The organism is Labrenzia sp. CP4 (assembly GCF_001579905.1).
Lineage (GTDB): Bacteria > Pseudomonadota > Alphaproteobacteria > Rhizobiales > Stappiaceae > Roseibium > Roseibium algicola.
The window spans coordinates 2,321,537-2,343,020 of the sequence record NZ_CP011927.1; the positions used below are offsets into that span (position 1 = coordinate 2,321,537).

Below are 21,484 nucleotides of genomic sequence, written 5' to 3' on the forward strand. Positions count from 1 at the left end.
AACACGTCTTCACAAAGCACAAGAAAACTGCATGTGACCGCCACCATCTTCTGCCAGTAAACTGACATAACACTCCTAACGAAGCCTTGTGGCCTCACGGGGGCAGGGATTTCAAACGGTGAAGGTCAGAATGTATCGCCTGTCTTGAAACCGCCACCACCAAAACTTCCACCGCCTTTGAAACCACCACCGCCGAAGCCGCCACTGCTACCGGACCGTTTGCCGGAACTTCCGCCAAAGCCGCCACCGAAGCCTCCCATGGACTTGGGAAGACCCGAACCGTTGGGGAACGCGACCTGGCGTCCCTTCGGTTTGCGGTGTTTGTGCGAACGCTCCGCGCGAGCCCAGTATTCGGCACCGGTAATCGCACCCTTGACCAACTCGCCCAACAGGACAGTCGTCAGCTTCTCGTCAGAGAAGGTGGACTCCCAGCTGCCATAGCCGCTGGAACGGAAACGCTTGATGACGTCTGCAAGTTCCGCGCGGCGTCGACCAATATCGCGTTGCAGTTCCCTGTCCTGACGGATCTCGCGTGTGACCTGGTCGATGCGCTCCTTCAGATCCTCGATCCGCTGAACGATTTTCTCGTCTTCGGGCGAGGGGGTATCGAGCGCGGCGCGCCACAAATCCTTGAGGTCATCCGCCTGCAGAGAAACGGACAGATGCTCTTCCGCCTTCTGGAAGTCGGTGTCTTCCCCGCTGGAAAATTCGGCGAGGGCGGAGGACAGCGTTTCGATCCGCCTGTCCAGATTGTCGAGTTCTCCGTCGATACGGTCGATGTCCGCGCTCAGGGTTTCGATGGTGCCGACAAGATCCGTTCCGGCAGCGTCGGTCATCGCATTGCGGCTGAACTCCGCGAGCTTGTCCTGTTCTTCCAGTGCGATTTCGGCACAGCGCTCCGCATGGCGCGCCATCCGGTCCGGAATGCTGGTCAGCATGGCAAAATTGGCGCGGGCGTCGTTGAAACCGACAAGGCCGGCCACCCATCGGTCGAGCGAGCGCACAAGACCGCGGTGCGCGTACGCCGGTGTTCCGAAACCGCGTTGCCACAGATACATGAACAGCGGATCGGCCTCATAGGCCTTGCCTTTTTCCTTTCGGTCTTTTTCGGATGTAGCCGCCTTGGAGGCGGCTGCCTCCGCAGTCGCAAGAGCGGCTTCTGTCTTCTCGCGCTGTGCCTGATAACCGGCATCGCCTTCCAGACGGCCGTCGACAGCCTCCATCAACTCGTCCATCTGGTTTTCGGCGGCATCACGGGCGCTATCGAGCTCGACGCGCTTCTTCTGCAACTGGCTGCGGTCGCTTTCGCACTGACGCAACTGGTCGGTCAGGACCTTGTAGTCCGCATTGCGCTTGTCGAGAAGCTTGCGGGCTTCCCTCGCGGCGCTGTCGAGGCGTGTGTTGAGTGCTCCGGCACTGTCGGTATCCAGTCGGAACCGGGCAAGGTCCCGGTAGGCTTCACTCTGGCGTTCCTGCAGGTCTGTCAAAGCACGAGTCGAACGCTCGATCCGCTTGCTCAGCTCGGCTTCTTCACGGCGCAAATCGGCAAGCGACTGCTCGATGGTGCCCAGGGTCTGGCGTCCCGTCAGCATGCCGGTGCCTCCCGGTGAGGCGGTGCAATCCTAACCGCTACCATTTCGTAATTGCTCCGTCCTGAACGCCGCTGCGCCATTTGATATCCAGCTCTCCGCGCCGCTTCTGCCCCAGGACACCTTTTTGCACGATGCCGTCTTCCATCTTGTCGCGCCGAACGGCGTTGTAGATGGTTTCCGAAACGCGCTGGCCCCATTTGTCGACAAGTTCGGCCTCGCTGCTTTCCTCCGATACGATCCTGCGCTCCAGGATCTTGCCGTCCGCGTCCGCGGCTTCGACCACGATGTAGTAGTTCTCGGTGTCTGGATTGGATTCGGGAATGCGGGAAACGCCGGTCGGCACGCCTTCGCGGGAAATGATCCGGACCTCGAACACTTCCTGCAGCCGTCCGGCAAGATCGCGCAAGTCGGCCTCCGCCTTGAAGGCTGCCTCGTTGTTGCCGTCCGAAAGGGCAAGGTTGCCGTCGGTGGCCAGACGTGCGGCGTTGGCTTCGATTTCGGTATTTTCGGTCAGGGAATCGATCCGCCCGACCAATTCGGTATAGGTCGCGGGCAGGGCCTGAAGCCTTGCCAGCAGGTCCGCTTCCGCGCGTTGCGCCGGCAGCTTGACGATGAAGTACCAGGCCGCAATGCAAACGATGACGACTGCAACGGCGGCCGCCAGCCATTTTGACCAGGTGCTGCGCGAGATGTAGATCATCGCCAGGGTGCGCTGGAAACCGGCGGAAGGTGGAGAATAGACGAAGCGGTCGCGCTTCAGGTCCTCGACACCCGCCTTCAGGATATGGTCCGGAACATCAATGCCCTGGGACGCATAGACCTGACGCAGCCGCTCGACCATGGCGGCATCGCGTTCATCGGTCTTCAGCTCGCGGGCCACCTGACCTTCTTCATGACGCAGCGTGTCGACCACGTCCATCGCCATCATCAGATCGTCAAGCGGGGCGTCGGATTTGCTTGCCATGAATGCATGTCTTCTTGAAAAAGGGCGGGCCGGAGGGTCCGGCCTGCCGGATTATCGTCAGATCAAAGGGCCTTGCCCTGGGCGGTCAGCTTGGCAAGCCGCCGCTTGCCGTCTTCCACGGCGTTGCGGATTTCCTCGGAATTCTTGGTCGACATCTCGCGCATTTCGTCGATGATTTCACGCGACTGGACCTGGAAGTTGACGACGGAGTCGACCAGCTTTTTCACCGAGGCTGCGGCAACGGTCGGTCCATAGCCGGCTTCGAGTGCCTTCTTCTGCACTTCGTCGCCGATGTCCGCCAGCGTTTCCAGGCTCTTGTTGATGCCGTCCTTCATGGCATTCAGCGTCTCGGTACTTTCGTGCAGGCCCTGCAGGCCGGTGAACGAGGCGTTGAGTGCGGTGAGAACGGATTCATTGGTGGAGAAGAAACTGACCGACTGGGCGTAAACGCGCTCCTTGGCGTTGGTCGTCTGGACCAGGCGCGCCATGATGACCTCTGACGTGTTGTAGCCGATCGTCAGGTTGTCGGAGAGGTCCTTGGCGATCTGATACCGCTTTTCCTCGTCCTGCATTTCACGCAGCTTCTCGTCGCGTGCCAGTTCAAGGCGTGCCTTCTGCGCCGGGTCGTCACCGGTGTAGGCTTCGACTTCTCCGGAGGCAGCTTCAAGGGCGCCCTTGGCGGCGTCCAGTTTGCCTGTTGCGATATTCAGCAGTTCCAGCGCGGTGACTTCCGCCTGTTTCAAGGCACCGCGGAAATCGCGATAGGCTTCCAGAATGGTCTGTTCCCGCTCGATCTGGTCCTTGGTTGCCTTTGCAACGTCCTTGTAGGTACCCCGGATATCATCGAAACGATCGGAAATGGTCCCGCGGCGGAAGTCGCGCCACTTGTTGGACAGGTTTTCGGTGAAGGAGATCTTGCCATCGGCCAGCTGATCGACCAGCGCCTTCGCGTCATCACGGATGGAATTGAATGCCTCGGTGATCTGCTCGTAGCGTTCGCCGATATCCATCTGCTGAACCTGCGAGCGAACAACCTCGTTGAAATTGGAAGCCTGGGCCAGGGTCCGGGTGATGATCAGCACCTTGTCGGGAGAAAGGTCGGTAATCTGTTCCAGAAGGGCGTTGATCGGTGCGTCCTGCTCGCTTTCCGGCGTGATGCCGATGTCGCGGAGGGTCGACAGCGCACGGTCGAGGTACTGAAGCGGGGAAAAGCTTCCTGCCGGAGCCGTTGCAGTCTGCGGGTTTTCTGGGGTTGCCGCGTCTGTCATGTCTGACCTCCTTGAAGGACGCGGCTTGTTTTCAGGTATTTTGCCGCAACGTCCTGTTAACGTCATAATTTCGCATGTTAGGGCAGGCTTACGCCGCTCTGTCAACGGCTTGGCACGGATTTCGGGCCAAAGCCGGGCAGCCTTGAAACCTGCCAGAGCCTTTCCTTAGGCCCGTTTTGCGACAAATGTGTTTCCATGGTGAAAGATCTGCCGAAATTCGCAAATAAGCTGATTGCTCGAATCGGACCGTGGATGGATGCATATGCCTTGAAGCCCACCTGGCTTCCCTGGCGAAGCAATCGGCCTGCGAACCGGACTCGGGGCCTTGTCCCAAAAGTGATGGCGTCTTCATGAAGTTTCTCAAGTGTATCCTGCTGGTTCTGGCCCTATCCATCACTTTTGCCGGCGGCATGCCGGCCGGAACGCTGCTTGCACAGGAGGCCGGGCAGGTTCCGCCGGAGCCCATCGCGCGCTCGACCGAATTGTTCAACCGGGCGGCAACGGCGCTGGAAGAAAGAAGCGTTTCTCCAAAGACCCTCGATCAGCTCCGGTCTCAGCTCGTCGAAGTTCGGGACGCCAGTGCGGCGGTCATCGACCGCGGGAACATTCGGGCCAGCGCCCTGCAAGCCCAGCTGAACAGCCTCGGTGCACCGCCCGCAGACGGGCAGAAGGAAGCTGAAGAAGTTGCCGCAAGACGTCTGGAGCTTACCAATGCGCTGGCGACCGCAAATGCACCGGTCCGTGTAGCCGGCGAAATCAACAATCAGGCTATCTTCTACATTCGCCAGGTCGACAGGCAGCTTCGCGCACGGCAACTTTCGACACTGCTGGACAGGTATCCTTCGCCGCTTGCGCCGTCGACCTGGGCCGCGGGCTTTCAGGAGATAGGGGAATTCATAAAGCGTTTCGAACGCGGTGTGCAGAACGAGCTGGCCCGCCCAAGCGTCTCGAAGAAACTGCATGAGACGGTGCCGCTTTCCCTCGGTCTGGCTATTTTCGGGATATTGTTCCTGACGGTTCTGCAGCATCCGATTTCGCGGGTTCTGAAGCTCTATTGCGAAAAGCCGGCCACTGGTGCAAAGGCGTTGATGCTGGCGGTGCTCTACAATGCCAGCTTCATCGTGCTGCCGACCATTGGTGCAGTCGCCCTGGTCTCCATTTTTCCCATTCTCGATATCTATCCGAACTCGGTCCGCACGGCAGTGATCGCCGTGCCGGTGATGGCTCTCGTGATGATCATAGCGAACTGGCTGGGGCACACGATCTTTGCCCCCGGGCAGGATCGCTGGCGTCTGCTGGAGCTGGGGGACCGGGAAGCAAAACTCGGGTTGCGTCTCTGCCAGGGACTGGGCGTCTTCATGGCCCTTGAAGTGGCGGTCGAGGCATTCGAACTCGATAACGCCTTCGGTACGGCAGCGATTTCGGTGCTTTCGGCTCCCCCCATTGCGATGGCGGCGGCACTGCTTTGGTCTCTGGCCAGCGTCATCAGATCCAACAAGTCCGTTGAAAGCAATGCGGTGGAGAGCGAGCAGACAGCGGAAGAACCCGAGGAGGCATCAGTAAAGCCCCAGGAATCCGGCTTTCTGCTGTTCTTGTCGCTGCTCATGAAGACATCCGCCGTTCTTGCCGTCTGCGTGACGCTGGTGGGTTATGTCCAGCTTGCCCGGGTGGCGATCCTGCCGGTAATCATGACGGTTGCGGAGCTCGGTTTCGGCTTCATGCTTTACCATCTCATTCTCGTTGTCGTGAAAACGGCTATCGGCAAGCGGGAAGACGAGCCCGCTCCCGTCCTCGTCGCCTTTGGGCTGATCTGTTTTCTGACGCTGATATTCGCGCCCCTGATCGCCATGACCTGGGGCGCACGCGGAACGGATATCGTCGAGGTCTGGTATCTGCTCACAAACGGGGTACAGCTGGGCGACATTCACCTGTCGCTGGACTCCTTCATCGTCCTGGTTGCCATTTTCGGCATCGGCGTTGTCGTGACGCGCTGGCTGCAGAACCTGCTGAAGGCGACCGTGCTGCCGCAAACGCGGATGGACAGTGGCGCTCAGAATGCTGTTGTAACGGGCACCGGCTATGTCGGGCTAACGCTGGCGGCGCTGATTGCGATTTCCACCGCCGGATTGAACCTGTCCAGTCTTGCGGTCGTCGCCGGTGCCCTTTCGGTCGGTATCGGTTTTGGTCTTCAGACCATCGTTTCCAACTTCGTTTCCGGCATCATCCTGCTCATCGAACGGCCGATCAAGGAAGGGGACTGGATAGAAGTATCCGGGCAATCCGGATATGTCCGCAAGATCTCTGTCCGTTCAACGCGCATCGAAACCTTCGACCGCCATGACGTCATCATTCCGAATTCGGAGTTGATTGCCGGCACGGTCAAGAACATGACGCTGACCAGCAAGTCGGGCCGGCTCATCCTGCCGGTTGGCGTTGCCTATGGCAGTGATCTGGAGAAGGTGAAATCCATCCTGTTCGATGCGGCACGCGGGCATAGCACTATCGCGCGTTATCCGACGCCGCAGGTTCTTTTCATCGGGCTGGGGGACAGTTCGCTGAATTTCGAACTGAGATGTTTCCTGAAAGACATCGGCAATGTGATGATTACCAAGTCGGACCTTTACTTCACGGTCTACAACGAGCTTGGCAAGGCGGGTATTGAGATACCGTTCCCGCAGCGGGACCTGCATTTCAAGGATATCGACCGGTTGGCGGCGGCGCTTGAGCGCCGTCAGGCGCCGGAAGTGCCTCAACCGGTGGAAAACAAACCGTCCTGACAAGACTGCCGGGCTTTCACTTCAAACGGATTGAAAGCCAGGCGAATTTTTTGGGTCCAGTTGGTTTCTGGAGAAAATGTGCCGTCAGACCAGTTCAGCGGCAATACGCGCGGCCAGGCGGGCATTGTTGCGCACCAGCGCGATATTGGTGTCGAGGCTGCGGCCGCCGGTCAACTCCAGGATGGCGCCGAGAACGAACGGGGTCACGTCCTTGCCGCGAACACCCTTCGCAGTGGCATCCGCAATAGCTGCATCAATGTAGCCGGTCATTTCATCCCGCGGGATCTGGTCGGCTTCCGGTACCGGGTTGGCGATCAGGACACCGCCATGATCCGGGAAACGGGACCGCATCTTCAGGAGCGAACCGATTTCGGCTGCCGAATTCAGGTAGTAGGGGGCCTTGAGACCACTGGCCCGCGACCAGAATGCCGGCAGTTCTTCCGTGCCGAAAGCAATGACGGGAACGCCCTTGGTTTCCAGAACTTCCAGGGTCTTGGGAATGTCGAGCAATGCCTTGGCACCGGCGGACACCACACAGACCGGCGTGCGGCCAAGCTCGTCGAGGTCGGCGGAAATGTCGAAGCTTTCTTCCGCGCCCTTGTGAACGCCGCCGATGCCGCCCGTGGCAAAAACCTTCAGGCCCGCCGCATGCGCCGCCATCATCGTGGCGGCGACGGTTGTCGCGCCGTAGCGTCCGGTGGCAAGTGCGAAGGTCATGTCGGCACGTGAACACTTTATCACGTCCTTGGCCTGTGCCAGGCGGTCGAGATCCTCATCGGAAAGGCCCACCATGATCTTGCCGTCCATCAGCGCGATGGTGGCCGGAACGGCGCCTTCCGCGCGAATGTCGGCTTCCACCTCACGGGCGGTCTCAACGTTCTTCGGAAAAGGCATGCCATGGGTGATGATGGTCGATTCCAGCGCAACGACCGGCTTGCCGTTCGCAAGTGCCTCGCGCACTTCATCGCTGTAAACGATCAGATCTCTGATGGCGGAGGGCGTTGTCGGAGTGGTCACGGCGTATGCCTTTCTGTTTTCGTCCGGCTGCTCGGGCCGGGTCAATTCTGCGGGTCTTATAGGCGCAAGGCGGAGCAGCGCCAAGATTGGAATTTGTCCATATGGTCAAAAGTTGGCGAGGGTATCCCAGGAGAGCTCTTCCGCGAGGGCGCCGGTGCTGCGCAGGGTCAGGGCTGCAGCTGCAAGGCCAAGAGGGACTGCTTGCGTCAGGCCATAGCCTCTGGCGAGCGCCGCGACCGTTCCGGCGCTTAATGCATCGCCTGCTCCGGTGACATCGACGATATCTGTTTGAAGCGGTGCGAACCGGTGAAGTTTCCCGCTTTCAAGCACCAGCACATCAGATGCCGCACTGGTCAGGACAAAACTCTTGAGACCGGTCTGCGACAAGGCCGCCGCCAGGTCTTCGGAAGACGTGCTGCGGGAAAGCCCGGTAAGCGTGACCGCTTCGCCGCGGTTCAGCATCAGGCAATCCAGTTTGCCGAGAACCCCACGCAACCGGATTGCCTTGGCATCCGAAACGGCATTGGCAACAAGACGCCCGGGCAAGGCACGCCCCGTCAGCCGGACCAGCATTGCAGCGGGCAGGTTGGCATCCAGAAACCAGATCGTATCGTCCGTCGCGTTTGCTGCGAGATCCATGACGATACCGTCGAAGAGATCCTCGGGGGCTTCGGACAGAACACGGTCGTCAACGCAGGCGGCCGCAAGATCACCTGCTGGATTATGCAGCGCGAGGTACTGGCCCGTTGCGAAACCATTCCGGGCCTTCACATGCAGCTCGAGCCCTTCCTGGCTGAGCTGGCGGGAAAGCATGTCGGCAGCGCCGTCTTCTCCAACCGCTCCCACGAGGCGTGTTCCAACTCCGAGCCGAACCAGCGCACGGGCAATGTTCGTGGCAACGCCGCCCGGCTTTGCATTCAGCCTCGAAGGGGTGGAGGTCTCGGGGCGGATCGGCTCGCTGGCATGGGCGATCGTATCGTAATGGATCGCACCGATTGCGATGACGGGGGAGGAGATGTCTGAAGTCACGTTCTGGACTGTCTCATGAAAAGCCGGGATCAGAACAGAAGCGTTCGATGCGCCGGTACTGGCAACCGTTGAAGAGGCGGGCTAGCAGATTAAGGCTGGGGCGGCAACTGGTGGCAGGCAAACGACGGTGATTCTGCACGATCGCGGAATCACGGGATGTTCCGATCAATAGATTACGCAAGGTAAGTTCTAAAATCAATAAGTGAGAACATATTGGAAACAAACAGCCATTTTCATTTTAATACCAATCGGTTTTGCCGACTTGTCAAATGAGAACAAAATGTGTACAAAGGCTCTCATTGAAACGGCGCGTCCATCGTGGAATAAGGAGCGTAAGCCATGTCGCAAAGTACACTTCGTCTCGTAGAAAGCAGCCAGATGGATAAGACAAAAGCGCTGGACGCAGCGCTCAGCCAAATCGAACGCGCCTTCGGCAAAGGCTCCATCATGAAGATGGGTCAGGGCCAAGTGGTTGAGGTGCAAGCCGTCTCGACCGGGTCGCTCGGACTTGATATCGCGCTCGGGATCGGCGGTCTGCCGCGCGGCCGTATCGTCGAGATCTACGGGCCGGAGTCTTCGGGTAAAACCACACTTGCCCTGCATGCGGTTGCCGAAGCCCAGAAGACCGGTGGTATCTGCGCCTTTGTCGATGCGGAGCACGCGCTGGATCCGATCTATGCGCGCAAGCTTGGCGTCGATATCGACAATCTGCTGATCTCCCAGCCGGACGCCGGTGAACAGGCGCTGGAAATTGCCGACACTCTGGTGCGGTCCGGCGCCATCGACGTTCTGGTCATCGACTCGGTTGCGGCACTAACGCCGAAGGCAGAACTCGAAGGCGAGATGGGCGACAGCCTGCCGGGCATGCAGGCCCGTCTGATGAGCCAGGCTCTTCGCAAACTGACCGCGTCGATTTCCAAGTCGAAGTGCATGGTGATCTTCATCAACCAGATCCGCATGAAGATCGGCGTGATGTTCGGTTCTCCGGAAACCACGACCGGCGGTAACGCACTCAAGTTCTATGCGTCCGTCCGCCTGGATATCCGCCGTATTGGTGCGATCAAGGACCGGGACGAAGTCGTCGGCAACCAGACCCGCGTGAAAGTCGTCAAGAACAAGCTTGCGCCTCCTTTCCGTCAGGTGGAATTCGACATCGTCTATGGTGAAGGCGTGTCCAAGACCGGCGAACTCATCGACCTTGGCGTCAAGGGCAACATCGTTGAAAAGTCGGGTGCCTGGTTCTCCTACAACAGCCAGCGTCTTGGCCAGGGCCGGGAAAACGCCAAGCAGTTTCTGAAGGATAATCCGGAAATTGCCGATGAAATCGAACTGGCGATCCGCCAGAACGCCGGCCTGATCGCCGATGCGATCATCGATCCGGACGCTGCATCGGAAGAAGCAGAGGACTGATCCTCAGCTTCCGGTCTCCGTCTGCAAGAGCTCCGGACGTTTGTCCGGTCTTCCAAGGGCCTCCTTCCGCACTCCGGAAGGGGGCCTTTTGCTTTTCGGGACCCGCAACGGAGCGAAATTGGAAGAGGTCAGATCCTGTCGGAGGAGTTGGCCGGCGCATGACGGCAGCCTTCATTCCGGAAATCGCCTGTTTCCCGGCAGCTTTCCGTTGGGTCGGGTCCGTGCAACCGCTGGACAGGGTTGGAGGTGAAAGTTAAAAGGCTGTTCCGGCGCGGATCGGCGACCCAGATCCAGCGCCTTCAAGATTTTCAACAGGCCCTCATATGCGGGGCTGTGACCGATGCGAGATCCGAATGACCGGCGTAAATGAAATCCGCTCTGCCTTTCTGGACTATTTCAAGACAAACGGCCACGAAGTGGTCGAGTCCGGGCCGCTGGTGCCGCGTAACGATCCGACCCTGATGTTTGCGAACGCGGGCATGAACCAGTTCAAGAACGTGTTCACCGGTCTGGAAAAGCGCGACTATTCCCGTGCGGTCACGGCGCAGAAGTGCGTTCGCGCCGGAGGCAAGCACAACGACCTCGATAACGTCGGTTACACCGCACGCCACCACACCTTCTTCGAGATGCTGGGCAACTTCTCCTTTGGTGACTATTTCAAGGACCAGGCGATCGAACTGGCCTGGAACCTCGTCAACAAGGAATTCGGCCTGCCGAAGGACAAGCTGCTGGTAACCGTCTTTGCCGAAGACGATCAGGCGTTCGATCTTTGGAAGAAGATCGCAGGTCTCAGCGAAGACCGGATTATCCGTATCGCGACGTCGGACAATTTCTGGTCCATGGGCGATACCGGTCCGTGCGGCCCCTGTTCCGAAATCTTCTACGACCATGGCGACCACATCTGGGGCGGCCCTCCGGGCTCTGCGGAAGAAGATGGCGACCGGTTCATCGAGATCTGGAACCTCGTCTTCATGCAGTACGAACAGACGCCGGAAAAGCGTCTCGACCTGCCGCGTCCGTCCATCGACACCGGCATGGGCATCGAGCGTATCGCCGCTGTCATGCAGGGCGTCCACAACAACTACGACATCGACCTCTTCAAGGCGCTGATTGCGGCGTCCGTCAACGCCACGGGTGTGGAAGCAGAAGGCGACGCCACCGGCAGCCACCGCGTGATTGCCGACCATCTGCGGTCCACGAGCTTCCTGATTGCCGATGGCGTACTACCGTCCAACGAAGGGCGCGGTTATGTACTGCGCCGGATCATGCGCCGCGGCATGCGCCACGCCCATCTTCTTGGGGCGAGCGAACCGCTGATGCACAAGCTGGTTCCGGCGCTGGTGCGTGAAATGGGCCGTGCCTATCCGGAGCTGAGCCGCGCTGAAGATCTGATCACCGAAACGCTGAAGCTGGAAGAAACGCGTTTCCGCAAGACGCTGGAGCGTGGCCTCGGCCTGCTCGACACCGCAACCGAAGGCCTTGAGGCTGGGGGGCGTCTGGATGGGGAAACCGCGTTCAAGCTCTACGATACTTACGGCTTCCCGCTGGATCTGACCCAGGACGCGCTCAGAACGCGCGACATTTCCGTTGATACGGATGGCTTCGATGCTGCAATGGAGCGCCAGAAAGCGGAAGCCCGTGCGGCCTGGTCAGGGTCTGGCAGCGCCGCGACGGAAGCAGTCTGGTTCGCACTGAAGGAAAAACACGGTGCCACGGACTTCCTCGGCTATGAGACCGAGACGGCCGAAGGCGTCGTTGCCGGTCTTGCTGCTGACGACAAGGAAGTTGCCAAACTGTCCGCAGGTGAAAGCGGTTTCGTGGTTCTCAACCAGACGCCGTTTTACGGCGAAAGCGGCGGTCAGGTGGGCGACACCGGCTGGATGCTGGCCAATGGCGTCAAGGTTGCCGTGACCAATACGCAGAAGAAGGCCGAAGGTCTCTTCGTTCATTCGGTCGCCGTGGAAGAAGGCGAGCTGGTTCCGGGCCTTGCCCTGGAACTGAAGGTCGACCATTCCCGCCGCAAGTCGATCCGTTCCAACCACTCGGCAACGCACCTTGTGCATGAGGCCTTGCGCGAGGTGCTTGGCAATCACGTCGCTCAGAAGGGCTCGCTGGTAACGCCGGAGCGCCTGCGGTTCGACTTCTCGCATCCCAAGCCGGTGAGCGATGAGGAGCTGGCAACGGTCGAGGGCTTTGCCAACGAGATCGTGCTGCAGAACGCGCCCGTCGATACCCGCCTGATGGCGGTCGACGACGCAATCGAAGCTGGCGCCATGGCTCTGTTCGGCGAAAAATATGGTGACGAGGTTCGCGTCGTGTCCATGGGGACCGCTCTCCATGGCCCTAAGCAGGGCAAGCCTTATTCGCTTGAACTGTGCGGCGGTACACATGTGAAGCGTACCGGCGACATCGGTCTGGTGACGCTGGTTTCCGAAGGTGCGGTTGCTGCCGGCGTTCGCCGGATCGAAGCGCTGACCGGCGCAGAAGCCCGTGAATATCTGGATGCCCAGGACAAGCGCATGCGCGAACTGGCCAGCCTGCTGAAGATCAGCGCCGAAGATGTTCCGGCTCGCGTGGCCCAGCTGGTTGAAGATCGCAAGAAGCTGGAGCGCGAACTGGCGGATGCCAAGAAGAAGCTCGCCATGGGCGGTGGCGCGGAAGGCGGCACGCCGGTGAAGGACGCCGGCGCGTTCAAGCTGATGGCGCGTATCGTCGAGGGGATCAACCCGAAGGATCTGAAAGGCATGGCCGACGAGGCCAAGACCCAGCTCGGGTCCGGCGTGGTCGTTCTGATCAGCGTTGCCGAAGACGACAAGGCCGCCATCGTGACTGCCGTCACGCAGGATCTGACCGACAAGGTCAGCGCCGTGGATCTGGTGCGGATCGGTTCGGAAGCGCTCGGCGGCCGCGGTGGTGGCGGTCGGCCTGATATGGCGCAGGCCGGTGGACCGGATGGGTCCAAGGCCGACGCAGCCGTTGCCGCAATCGAGGCACACCTTACGGGGCTCTGACGGTCCTTCGGGCAATCAAAATTGAAAAGGGCGGTCCCATCAGGGCCGCCCTTGTTCGTTTAAGATGCTCGGGCACGTCCCGGGGCGAAATTACGCAAGCCCCTCCTTGGTCATTTCGGACGCAGTGAAGTGAAGATCCGGGATCGGGGGGCTATTGCTCTCGGCATGGCCTCTTGAGGTCCTGCAAGGTTTGTCGCTCCCCGGTCCCGGCTCGCGCTTCGCTTGGCCGGGATGACGACGGAGGGGATATTGGTTGTTTTGTGGGGAAGGCGGCCCTACTGGCGCTTTTCCCGCTCGCCAGAAGGCATCAGGTCTCTTCCTCGCTACCGAGTTCAAACAAACCTCTTTGGTCATCCCGGACGCAGTGAAGCGAAGATCCGGGATCGGGGAGCCCTATTGCTCTCGGCATGGCCTCTAACATTCATGCAAAGCTTGTCGCTCCCCGGTCCCGGCTAGCGCTTCGCTTGGCCGGGATGACGATGGAGGGGGCCTCGTTTGAGGTGGCCTGGTCAGGGCTGCCTCTGGTGGCTTGCCGGTTGGTTCAGTTCAGCAAAGCAGTCACTGCCAGGGCGGCGGCTGCGAAGAACGTCGAGACCAGCAACATTTTCAGCACGATGTGGTGAGGCGTGGTTTCTGCGGCGCGAACCTTGTCGGTGTCTATGGTCATGGTGTCCTCCTTCCGTTCGGTTGGCTATCCATGGAGATGGGGCCTGCGACAAAATTGCCCAATCACGTTCCGCTCACCCCTATGCACAGCTTCGTGCGGCATGGTGAGGGCTGTCCGCGTGGAGAGCTTTGTCGTAGCCTGTCTTTCGGCTATTCATGAAAACGCGAGCAAAATCAGAAACGGGGGGCTCGGTGTCCGGCCACGAATTCAAACGGGCGCTCTATGAGGTGCTTGAGGACACGGGCAAACGCCGCATCGGCGCGCGCGTGCTGCGGAACTTCCTGATCGTCCTCATTCTGATCAACATCGCGCTTGCGGTGCTGGAAACCGTGCCGGAAATCCGCGACATCCTGAGCACGCACCTGCGTCTGATCCAGTTGGGCAGCGGACTTGTCTTTCTGGCCGAATATGTCATGCGTCTTTACGTGGCCGATCTCCATCCGCCGCTGCGCCGTTACGGGCCGGTGTTTTCCAGGCTGCGTTATGCGATCCAGCCGGATGCGATCATTGATCTGATCGGGGCCCTGCCGCTGTTGTTCGTGGTGTTCCTGCCCAATCAGGCGGTCACGATGGTCGTCATCCTGAGGCTGCTGCGCTTCCTGAAGCTGGCCCGGTATTCACCGGCGTTGCGTTCGTTGATTTCCGCTGTCGGCAACGAACGCAGGGCACTGCTCGGATCGAGCATGATCATCTGCGGTGTCATCCTGATGGCTGCCACCTTGATGTATCTGATCGAGCATGACGACCAGCCGGAAAAGTTCCGCAGCATTCTGCACGGCATCTATTGGGCGATTACCACTGTGACGACCGTCGGCTATGGCGATGTCGTGCCGGTCACCAATCTCGGCAAGACGGTTGGGGGCATCGTCATGCTGATGGGCTACGGGCTGATAGCCTTGCCGGTCGGCATCATTGCTTCGGCCTTTGCCCGGGAAATCCATAGCCGGGATTTTGTCGTCACCTGGTCGATGGTGGCACGCGTACCCCTGTTCGAAGACCTGAAGGCGACGGAGATTGCCGAAGTTGCGAAGCTGCTGCAGTCGCTTCGCGTGCGCAAGGGCGGCACGATTGCCGAGCAGGGCGATGTTGCGGACAAGATGTATTTCATCGCCGACGGAGAAGTCGAAATCCGGCTGCAGCACGACACGGTCTATCTGGGAGAAGGCAGTTTCTTTGGCGAATTGGCACTGATCAATCAGACGCCCAGAACCGCGAAAGTGGTCGCTTACAAGGATTGCCAGCTTCTGGTGCTGGAAGCGGAAGCCCTCAAACACCTGATGGACAGGGATGAAGGGTTGGCCAAGAAGATCATGGATGAAGCGCGCGACCGTGTGGCGGCGGGAAAACGCGTGCTGGGCGAGCTGGCGGAAGAGGAACTTCAGCAGTCGGGCGTGTTTGCATCCTCAGAGAACACTGACCAGGAGCCGGAGCTTTTCCAGGGGGACGATTCCAAGGACGAAGCCGACTCTGAAGATGACATGATGGAGGAAGTTGCCGGAACGCAGAAGGATCCGGCAAAGTAGGCCAGTCAGAAAGGCGCTCAGTAGGGTGTCAGGCCGCGCGGCACCTGGGCGTAGAGCGGATCGCCCTGCCAGAAGACATCTGTCGGGCCGACGACAAAGTCGACCAGGTTCCATCGGTTGAACTGGTAACGCATCAAGGCGAAGGTGACGAGGCCATCCATATAGTCCGCCTGCGAGGCGAAAGTCGTGCGGGACAGGTCAATGGCGCCACCACCTGGGCGCTGCGGCGAAACCTGGACGAAAGCCCAGCCATGGCCTGAACGCATCCAGTTGACGACGAACTCGACCGGCGGCCCCACCCTTGCCTCCATCATCGGACGCATTGCATCGAGTATGTCCTTGCGCTCGGCAGTGCCGCGGGAAGGCTCGTGGACGGTTTGTGCCGATGCTGACAAACCGGCACACATCAGCAAAAGGCTGCTCAAGAAAACAATTGCAAGCTTTTGAAACCTCATCAAAAAATCCCCTTCTTCATAAAATGATTCAATGTTGTGCCTGCCTGAAGATAAATGGAACAACGGGCGTCGTGGAACGGCAAAAGACTAACATGTTTGCAGTGGATCTGACCTGCGGAAAAGATATAGGCCTGACGCGTAATCGCGCTCAACCAGGCAATCCGGTTTTTCTGAAACTGTCGCGTTCCTTGAACATCTGTAGCCATGAAGACAGCTTCGGCGCCGAACGCAGCAGCAGCCGGCCTTCTTCTGACAGCTCGAAGAGAGCAAGCATCGGGACGGCATGGCAGTCGGCGAGGGTGAGCTGATCCCCCATCAGGAACGGACCTTCCGTCACAAGCGCTTCCAGTGTTTTGACGATCGTTCTTGCCCGGCCGAGCGCCGAGGCAATCTTGACTTCATCCGCGGGGGCGCCGCCAGAGGGCTTTGACACCCGTTCGACGAAGATGTCCCAGACGAGGGTCTTGTAGGCGTAATTGTCGAGGATGGAGAGAAGCTGAGCCATGCGCGCCCGTGGTTGCGGAGAGGCTGGCTGAAGCGGAGGCCCGTCGAAGGCTTCATCGATGTAGCGAAGGATGGCCGCTGTTTCGAACAGGGTGAAGTCGCCATGCTTCAGTGTGGGGATCTTGCCGAAAGGCTGCAGCTCAAGATAGCTTTCCGGCGGTCCGCCCGGGGCAAACACATCGATCGGGACAAGCTCGTAGGCGATCCCCTTTTCGATAAGTGCCATTCGGGCCGAGCGCACATAGACCGAATAGTCCGCGCCATAAAGTTCAATCATCGAGACCCTCCGTTCAAACGGTCGAGACGCAGCCTGTCACGGTTGTCGGTCAGGCGCCACACACTGGCGAAGGTAGCGCCAAGGACACCGAGGCCGGTAGCGCCGCCAAGCAGAAACATGATCATGAGCTGGTATTTGACTGCTTCACGCGGATCGACCCCGGACAGGATCTGCCCTGTCATCATTCCGGGCAGCGACACGACGCCTGTTGCCGCCATGGCGTTGATGATCGGCGTGAAACCTGACCGCAATGCCTGACGGGAGAAGGGGCGTGTCGCTTCCCAGCGGGTGCGCCCCAGCAGCAACTGGGCTTCCACATCGCGCCGCCCGCGGGCAAGCGACGTGTGAAGCGTATCAAGGCCGAGGCTGACCCCGGTCATGGTGTTGCCGAGCACCATGCCGAAAAGCGGCAGTGCATATTGGGGCATCCAGACCGGATCGGGGCGGATGAGCCCTGCCAGGGCGTAGATCGTGACGAGGGTGCCTGCGACCAGCATGACGGCGACGCCCAGCCCCGGGCCCCAGAGGCCAGCCAGGCGACGGTCCTGCCGCGCCCAGATTTCGCGCCCTGCAAAAGCCAGCATCACTGCAGCAGCCAGCAGTGTCCACAACAGGGATCCGGCAAAGAAGATTGCCTTGAGGACAAGCCCAACCAGGATCAGCTGCACGCTCATTCTCAAGGCTGAAATGATGAGCGTGCGGGTGAGGCCGAGGTCAAGCACGATCGAAAAAACCGCGTTCAATAGCAGGAACACCGAGGCGGCCACGAGGTCCCAATAGGTGAGGGCGAGATAACCGGTCAAGCGGGCGCCTCCTGGCCAGCACCTGCCTTCAGCTGGCCTTTTTCCATGACAAGCCGTCGTGCCCCGAGCCGTGCGGGCTGGCCGGGGTCGTGCGTGACGATCAGAAGGGCGCGATTGGCAGCAAGCTGGTGTTTCAGGAGAGTTTCGACCAGGTCAACGGAGGGCGGGTCCAACGCGGAGGTGGGTTCATCCAGTAGAAGAACCTGCGGTGCTGTCTGGAGAGCGCGCACAAGGGCAAGGCGTTGGCGCTCACCGGTGGAAAGTCGGGAGACCTCCCAGGCAAGCGCATCGGCAAGACCAACCTGGTCCAGCACGTTGGGAAGGTCGGAAGTTTCGGCAAAATGATCCTGAACACGGTCCGCCCACCAGCCGCTTTCGGCAGGTACGTAAGCCACCTTTCGGCGCCATTCAGGAGCCGGTATGGCTTCGCGCTCCGTGCCATCCAGGGCAACGTGGCCGGTGCTTTCATCGAGATCGGCAATTGCTCTGAGAAACAGGGATTTGCCCGCGCCGGAGCGACCTGAAATCGCAACGGCTTCACCCGCCTGCAAGGCAAGGCCCAGGGGGCCGATCAGAGGCGTCTTCAATTCGCGGATCGTCAACACCGTCCTCTCCTCTGGCTACCGGCCAGGTGAGTCTAGCGCGGGCCGGGAAGAGGGACAATCGGCAGGTTGTTGTTGGGCCGAAAGGCAAAACACCGCGGACAATGTCCGCGGTGTCGCTACCTCAGCCTGGAAAGCCAGTTCTTCAGTTCGCAGCCATGGCCTTGGCCAGGTTCTCGTCGATCTTGTCCAGGAAGCCGGTGGTGGTGAGCCAGGCCTGATCCGGACCGACGAGCAGGGCAAGGTCCTTCGTCATGTGGCCGGCTTCCACCGTGTCGATACAGACCTTTTCCAGCGTCTGGGCGAAACGGGCAAGCTCCTGGTTGTTGTCGAGCTTGGCCCTGTGCGCGAGCCCGCGGGTCCAGGCGAAGATCGAGGCGATGGAGTTGGTCGACGTGCTCTCGCCCTTCTGGTGCTGGCGATAGTGGCGTGTGACCGTGCCGTGGGCGGCTTCCGCTTCCACGGTCTTGCCGTCCGGTGTCATCAGGACGGACGTCATCAGGCCGAGCGAGCCGAACCCCTGGGCAACCGTGTCGGACTGGACGTCACCGTCGTAGTTCTTGCAGGCCCAGACGTATCCGCCGGACCATTTCAGAGCGGAGGCGACCATGTCGTCGATCAGCCGGTGTTCGTACCAGATGCCGGCTTCCGCGTACTGGTCCTTGAATTCGGCTTCGTAGATTTCCTGGAACAGGTCCTTGAAGCGGCCGTCATAGGCTTTCAGGATCGTGTTCTTGGTGGAGAGGTAACAGGGCACCTTCCTGTTGAGCGCGTAGTTCAGCGAAGCGCGGGCAAAATCGCGGATCGAGTCGTCGAGATTGTACATCGCCATCGCGACGCCGGCGGACGGCGCGTCATAGACTTCGTGTTCGATCACCTGGCCGTCTTCGCCGGTGAAGGTGATGGTCAGCTTGCCCTTGCCGGGGAAGCGGAAGTCGGTGGCGCGATACTGGTCGCCAAAGGCATGGCGGCCGACGATGATCGGCTGGGTCCAGCCCGGCACGAGGCGCGGCACGTTCTGCATGATGATCGGCTCACGGAAGATGACGCCGCCAAGGATGTTGCGGATCGTGCCGTTGGGCGAACGGTACATGCGCTTCAGGCCGAATTCCTCAACCCGTGCTTCATCCGGTGTGATCGTGGCGCATTTGACGCCGACGCCATGTTCCTTGATGGCGTTGGCCGCATCGACCGTGATCTGGTCGTCGGTCTCGTCGCGTTTCTGGATCGACAGATCGAAGTAGAGCAGGTCGATGTCGAGATAGGGGTGGATCAGCTTGTCCTTGATAAAGGCCCAGATGATCCGGGTCATCTCGTCGCCGTCGAGCTCGACGACCGGATTGTCGACTTTGATCTTTGCCATGGGACGCATTGCCTCGCGGGTCTGGAAAATGGGAAGGTGAAACGGAAATCTGAATGGTGCGAGTTGTACCTGATTTCTATTGTGTGCGCTTGTATACAATGTTGCGCCGCGAGGCAAGGGGGCTGTTCAGTTTGCCCCGGACCATGCCTTGAAGAAGGTTCTTTAATGGATGTCTTCACAGGTGTTCCGAAGATTGCCCAAGGTTTGCGGCTAAAATTCGGACCTAAAGTTTTTCCTGATGCTCCCGGATTTCCTGCGCATGCGGCCGTACCAGATCGGCCACCGTGACCTGCCCAAGCTTCTCCTGAAATGTTTCGCGTGCCGCCTTCAGCGCGGCTGAAGTTGCCCGGTTGGCCGCCTGTTCCAAAAGGCAGGTGGGGGCGTCGGCGGATTGACCGACGGCAAAAAGCTGCGGTGAGCCAAGGGCAGCATAGACCTCGGCCAGCGAGATGCTGTCCAGGCGCTTGGCCAGCACCCAGCCGCCGCCATGACCCTTGGTGGCCCCGACGAAACCCGCTTCCCGCAGCCCCGCCATGGTGCGCCGGACCAGGGAAGGGTTGGTGTTGAGCATCTTCCCGATCTGGTCGGACGTCACCGGGTCTTCAGTCTGGTCCAGATGCAGGAGCACGTGAAGCACGCGCGGCAATCGGCTGTCGGTTCGCATGGAAATCTCCGTTTGGAAAACCTTATGCCGGATTCGATTACGTGACAATTCAAGACACATGAGATTGACGTGTGTGAATATGTAACTTTATAAGTAACAAAATCGAGTTCACGCCTTGCCAGGAGTTCTGAATGTCTCTTTTGTTTGACGGTGCGACCAGGGAGAGGCGCAATCGCTGGGCGGCGCTCGCGGCGCTCTACCTTGCCATGTTCATGAATATTCTCGATGTGTCGGTGGTCAATCTGGCGCTGCCGTCCATCCGCCAAGGACTTGGCGCCACGGACACCCAGTTGGAATGGGTGCTGGTTGTCTATGTGCTGGCCTTTGCCGCCGGTTTGCTGCCTTTCGGCCGATTTGGAGACGTGGTCGGCAGGGGTCGGGTCTTCCGCTGGGGTGTCGCCGGGTTTACCGCCAGTTCCCTGGCATGCGGCCTGGCGCCCGATATAGGCACCCTGATTACCGCCCGCGGCCTGCAGGGGCTTTGCGCGGCGATGATGGTGCCGCAGGTACTCGCCATTGTTCACGTGATCTTTCCGGCAGAGGAAAAAGGCAAGGCCATCGGCCTGTTCGGCTCCGTCAGCGCACTTGGGGCCGTGGCGGGGCCGCTGGTGGGCGGGGCAATTGTGGCGGCCGATATCTTCGGGTTGGGCTGGCGGCCGATCTTTCTGATCAATCTGCCTGTCGGGCTGATCTCGCTGGCCGGCGCTCTTCGCTTTCTGCCGCACCTTGAAACCGAAAGCCGGGTGACGCCGGACTGGTCCGGAACGTTTCTTTTTGCCCTCGCAGTGCTGGCGCTGGTGTTTCCGCTTGTGGAAGGCAGGCAATTCGGCTGGCCGTTCTGGTGTTTTGCCTTGATGGGGCTAAGCGCAGTTCTGGCTGTCCTGTTCTACCGGTTGCAGGTTCAGAAGGCTCGCCTCGGCCAGGCGCAGCTTCTGCCGGTGCTTCTGACAGGGGACCGCGTGTTTGTTGCGGGTGTCGCGTTTGTCGCGCTGTTCTTTTCCGGTCTTGCAGGCATGTTCTTCATGATGGCGCTCTTCCTGCAGGCAGGCCTTGGACTATCGCCCATGACAGCCGGGCTCATCCTGGCGCCACATCCGGTTGGTGTCATCCTTGCATCCGCGATGACAGGCCGCCTCGGAGCCCGCTATCAGGCGGCAAGGATCAGCCTTGCCATGCTGGCGGTCTTCTGCGGTCTGGTGGCGGTGCGCCTGCTTGTTTCCGATGGACTATCGGCAAGCCTGCTGGCGCTGCCATTCCTGATTGTCGGACTTGGTACCGGAACGATGATTCCAGCATTGTTCCAGCTCGTGTTGTCGCGGGTTTCCGGACCGGATGCCGGAGCGGGGTCCGGAGTTCTCCAGGCCTTTCAGCAGATCGGCATGGCGCTTGGTATCGCGGTGCAGGGCCAGATCTTCTTCCAGGTTCTGGCGGCTGGTCGTAGTGAGGCTCTGTACCGGGATGCTGCGGCTGCAGCGTTGCTCTATCCTGCGAGTTCGTGTTTCGCGCTTGCTGTGCTTGCCGTTGGTCTTGCGTGTAAATTCCGCTCTGGATGAACTGC

17 protein-coding genes are annotated in these 21,484 nt (G+C 60.0%); 5 read left to right on the forward strand and 12 right to left on the reverse strand.

All coding sequences use genetic code 11. The annotated features are described in order from the left end of the window. Positions 1–125 precede the first annotated feature (125 nt). The 3 genes from ACP90_RS10790 to ACP90_RS10800 form a co-directional block, all read right to left on the reverse strand. The gene (locus ACP90_RS10790; protein ID WP_062488330.1) at positions 126–1,592 is read right to left on the reverse strand and encodes a hypothetical protein; all 1,467 of its coding nucleotides are present in this window, start codon (positions 1,590–1,592) and stop codon (positions 126–128) included. Between the two features lie 37 nt (positions 1,593–1,629). After that, entirely contained in the window at positions 1,630–2,556 is a 927-nt protein-coding gene (locus ACP90_RS10795) for a DUF6384 family protein (protein ID WP_062488331.1), read from the reverse strand. Positions 2,557–2,618: 62 nt separating this feature from the next. After that, positions 2,619–3,824, reverse strand: a complete 1,206-nt coding sequence (locus ACP90_RS10800) for a hypothetical protein (RefSeq protein WP_055655151.1) — start codon at positions 3,822–3,824, stop codon at positions 2,619–2,621. 350 nt (positions 3,825–4,174) lie between these two features. On the opposite strand from ACP90_RS10800, the gene ACP90_RS10805 reads away from it, so the two are divergent. Next, entirely contained in the window at positions 4,175–6,601 is a 2,427-nt protein-coding gene (locus ACP90_RS10805; protein WP_062488332.1) for a DUF3772 domain-containing protein, read from the forward strand. A gap of 84 nt (positions 6,602–6,685) precedes the next feature. Here ACP90_RS10805 and ACP90_RS10810 read toward each other — a convergent pair whose 3' ends face one another. Further along, positions 6,686–7,618, reverse strand: a complete 933-nt coding sequence (locus ACP90_RS10810) for a pseudouridine-5'-phosphate glycosidase (protein WP_062491524.1) — start codon at positions 7,616–7,618, stop codon at positions 6,686–6,688. Positions 7,619–7,723: 105 nt separating this feature from the next. Further along, entirely contained in the window at positions 7,724–8,647 is a 924-nt protein-coding gene (locus ACP90_RS10815; protein WP_208993504.1) for a PfkB family carbohydrate kinase, read from the reverse strand. Positions 8,648–8,986: 339 nt separating this feature from the next. On the opposite strand from ACP90_RS10815, the gene recA reads away from it, so the two are divergent. Together recA and alaS are read left to right on the forward strand one after the other, a co-directional pair. Then, positions 8,987–10,057 (forward strand): recombinase RecA, encoded by a 1,071-nt coding sequence (gene recA, locus ACP90_RS10820; protein WP_031269221.1) that lies wholly within the window; start codon positions 8,987–8,989, stop codon positions 10,055–10,057. Positions 10,058–10,410: 353 nt separating this feature from the next. Further along, complete coding sequence (gene alaS / locus ACP90_RS10825; protein WP_062488334.1) at positions 10,411–13,068, forward strand: alanine--tRNA ligase; 2,658 nt, start codon at positions 10,411–10,413, stop codon at positions 13,066–13,068. A 541-nt stretch (positions 13,069–13,609) separates the two neighbouring features. Here alaS and ACP90_RS28740 read toward each other — a convergent pair. Continuing rightward, on the reverse strand, positions 13,610–13,735 hold the full coding sequence (locus ACP90_RS28740) for a hypothetical protein (protein WP_023000808.1): 126 nt from the start codon (positions 13,733–13,735) through the stop codon (positions 13,610–13,612). 191 nt (positions 13,736–13,926) lie between these two features. Here ACP90_RS28740 and ACP90_RS10835 point away from each other — a divergent pair, with 191 nt between their 5' ends. Further along, positions 13,927–15,258: a cyclic nucleotide-gated ion channel gene (locus ACP90_RS10835; RefSeq protein WP_208984201.1), complete on the forward strand. Its 1,332-nt coding sequence runs from the start codon at positions 13,927–13,929 to the stop codon at positions 15,256–15,258. 17 nt (positions 15,259–15,275) lie between these two features. Here the strand turns inward: ACP90_RS10835 and ACP90_RS10840 are convergent, their stop codons facing one another. The 6 genes from ACP90_RS10840 to ACP90_RS10865 all read right to left on the reverse strand — a co-directional run bounded on the left by ACP90_RS10840 (position 15,276) and on the right by ACP90_RS10865 (position 19,926). Beyond that, positions 15,276–15,713, reverse strand: coding sequence for a hypothetical protein (locus tag ACP90_RS10840; RefSeq protein WP_062488336.1), 438 nt, complete (start codon positions 15,711–15,713; stop codon positions 15,276–15,278). 148 nt (positions 15,714–15,861) lie between these two features. After that, positions 15,862–16,494: a glutathione S-transferase family protein gene (locus tag ACP90_RS10845; protein ID WP_062488337.1), complete on the reverse strand. Its 633-nt coding sequence runs from the start codon at positions 16,492–16,494 to the stop codon at positions 15,862–15,864. After that, positions 16,491–17,297 (reverse strand): ABC transporter permease, encoded by an 807-nt coding sequence (locus tag ACP90_RS10850; RefSeq protein ID WP_023000812.1) that lies wholly within the window; start codon positions 17,295–17,297, stop codon positions 16,491–16,493. The genes ACP90_RS10845 and ACP90_RS10850 overlap by 4 nt, the downstream gene beginning before the upstream one ends. Next, positions 17,294–17,902 (reverse strand): ABC transporter ATP-binding protein, encoded by a 609-nt coding sequence (locus ACP90_RS10855; RefSeq protein ID WP_062488338.1) that lies wholly within the window; start codon positions 17,900–17,902, stop codon positions 17,294–17,296. The genes ACP90_RS10850 and ACP90_RS10855 overlap by 4 nt, the downstream gene beginning before the upstream one ends. Positions 17,903–18,044: 142 nt before the next feature. Then, the gene (locus tag ACP90_RS10860) at positions 18,045–19,262 is read right to left on the reverse strand and encodes an NADP-dependent isocitrate dehydrogenase (protein ID WP_062488339.1); all 1,218 of its coding nucleotides are present in this window, start codon (positions 19,260–19,262) and stop codon (positions 18,045–18,047) included. 223 nt (positions 19,263–19,485) lie between these two features. Continuing rightward, positions 19,486–19,926: an Rrf2 family transcriptional regulator gene (locus ACP90_RS10865; protein WP_062488340.1), complete on the reverse strand. Its 441-nt coding sequence runs from the start codon at positions 19,924–19,926 to the stop codon at positions 19,486–19,488. Positions 19,927–20,057: 131 nt separating this feature from the next. Between ACP90_RS10865 and ACP90_RS10870 the strand changes: the two genes are divergently transcribed. Beyond that, positions 20,058–21,479 (forward strand): MFS transporter, encoded by a 1,422-nt coding sequence (locus ACP90_RS10870; protein WP_062488341.1) that lies wholly within the window; start codon positions 20,058–20,060, stop codon positions 21,477–21,479. The last annotated feature ends 5 nt before the right edge of the window (positions 21,480–21,484 follow it).

Coding starts and splice junctions, on each gene's coding strand:
- ACP90_RS10790 (WP_062488330.1), bottom strand. CDS start 1,592: ATGCTGACGGGACGCCAGACCCTGGGCACCATCGAGCAGTCGCTTGCC.
- ACP90_RS10795 (WP_062488331.1), bottom strand. CDS start 2,556: ATGGCAAGCAAATCCGACGCCCCGCTTGACGATCTGATGATGGCGATG.
- ACP90_RS10800 (WP_055655151.1), bottom strand. CDS start 3,824: ATGACAGACGCGGCAACCCCAGAAAACCCGCAGACTGCAACGGCTCCG.
- ACP90_RS10805 (WP_062488332.1), top strand. CDS start 4,175: ATGAAGTTTCTCAAGTGTATCCTGCTGGTTCTGGCCCTATCCATCACT.
- recA (WP_031269221.1), top strand. CDS start 8,987: ATGTCGCAAAGTACACTTCGTCTCGTAGAAAGCAGCCAGATGGATAAG.
- alaS (WP_062488334.1), top strand. CDS start 10,411: ATGACCGGCGTAAATGAAATCCGCTCTGCCTTTCTGGACTATTTCAAG.
- ACP90_RS28740 (WP_023000808.1), bottom strand. CDS start 13,735: ATGACCATAGACACCGACAAGGTTCGCGCCGCAGAAACCACGCCTCAC.
- ACP90_RS10840 (WP_062488336.1), bottom strand. CDS start 15,713: ATGAGGTTTCAAAAGCTTGCAATTGTTTTCTTGAGCAGCCTTTTGCTG.
- ACP90_RS10845 (WP_062488337.1), bottom strand. CDS start 16,494: ATGATTGAACTTTATGGCGCGGACTATTCGGTCTATGTGCGCTCGGCC.
- ACP90_RS10860 (WP_062488339.1), bottom strand. CDS start 19,262: ATGGCAAAGATCAAAGTCGACAATCCGGTCGTCGAGCTCGACGGCGAC.
- ACP90_RS10865 (WP_062488340.1), bottom strand. CDS start 19,926: ATGCGAACCGACAGCCGATTGCCGCGCGTGCTTCACGTGCTCCTGCAT.
- ACP90_RS10870 (WP_062488341.1), top strand. CDS start 20,058: ATGTCTCTTTTGTTTGACGGTGCGACCAGGGAGAGGCGCAATCGCTGG.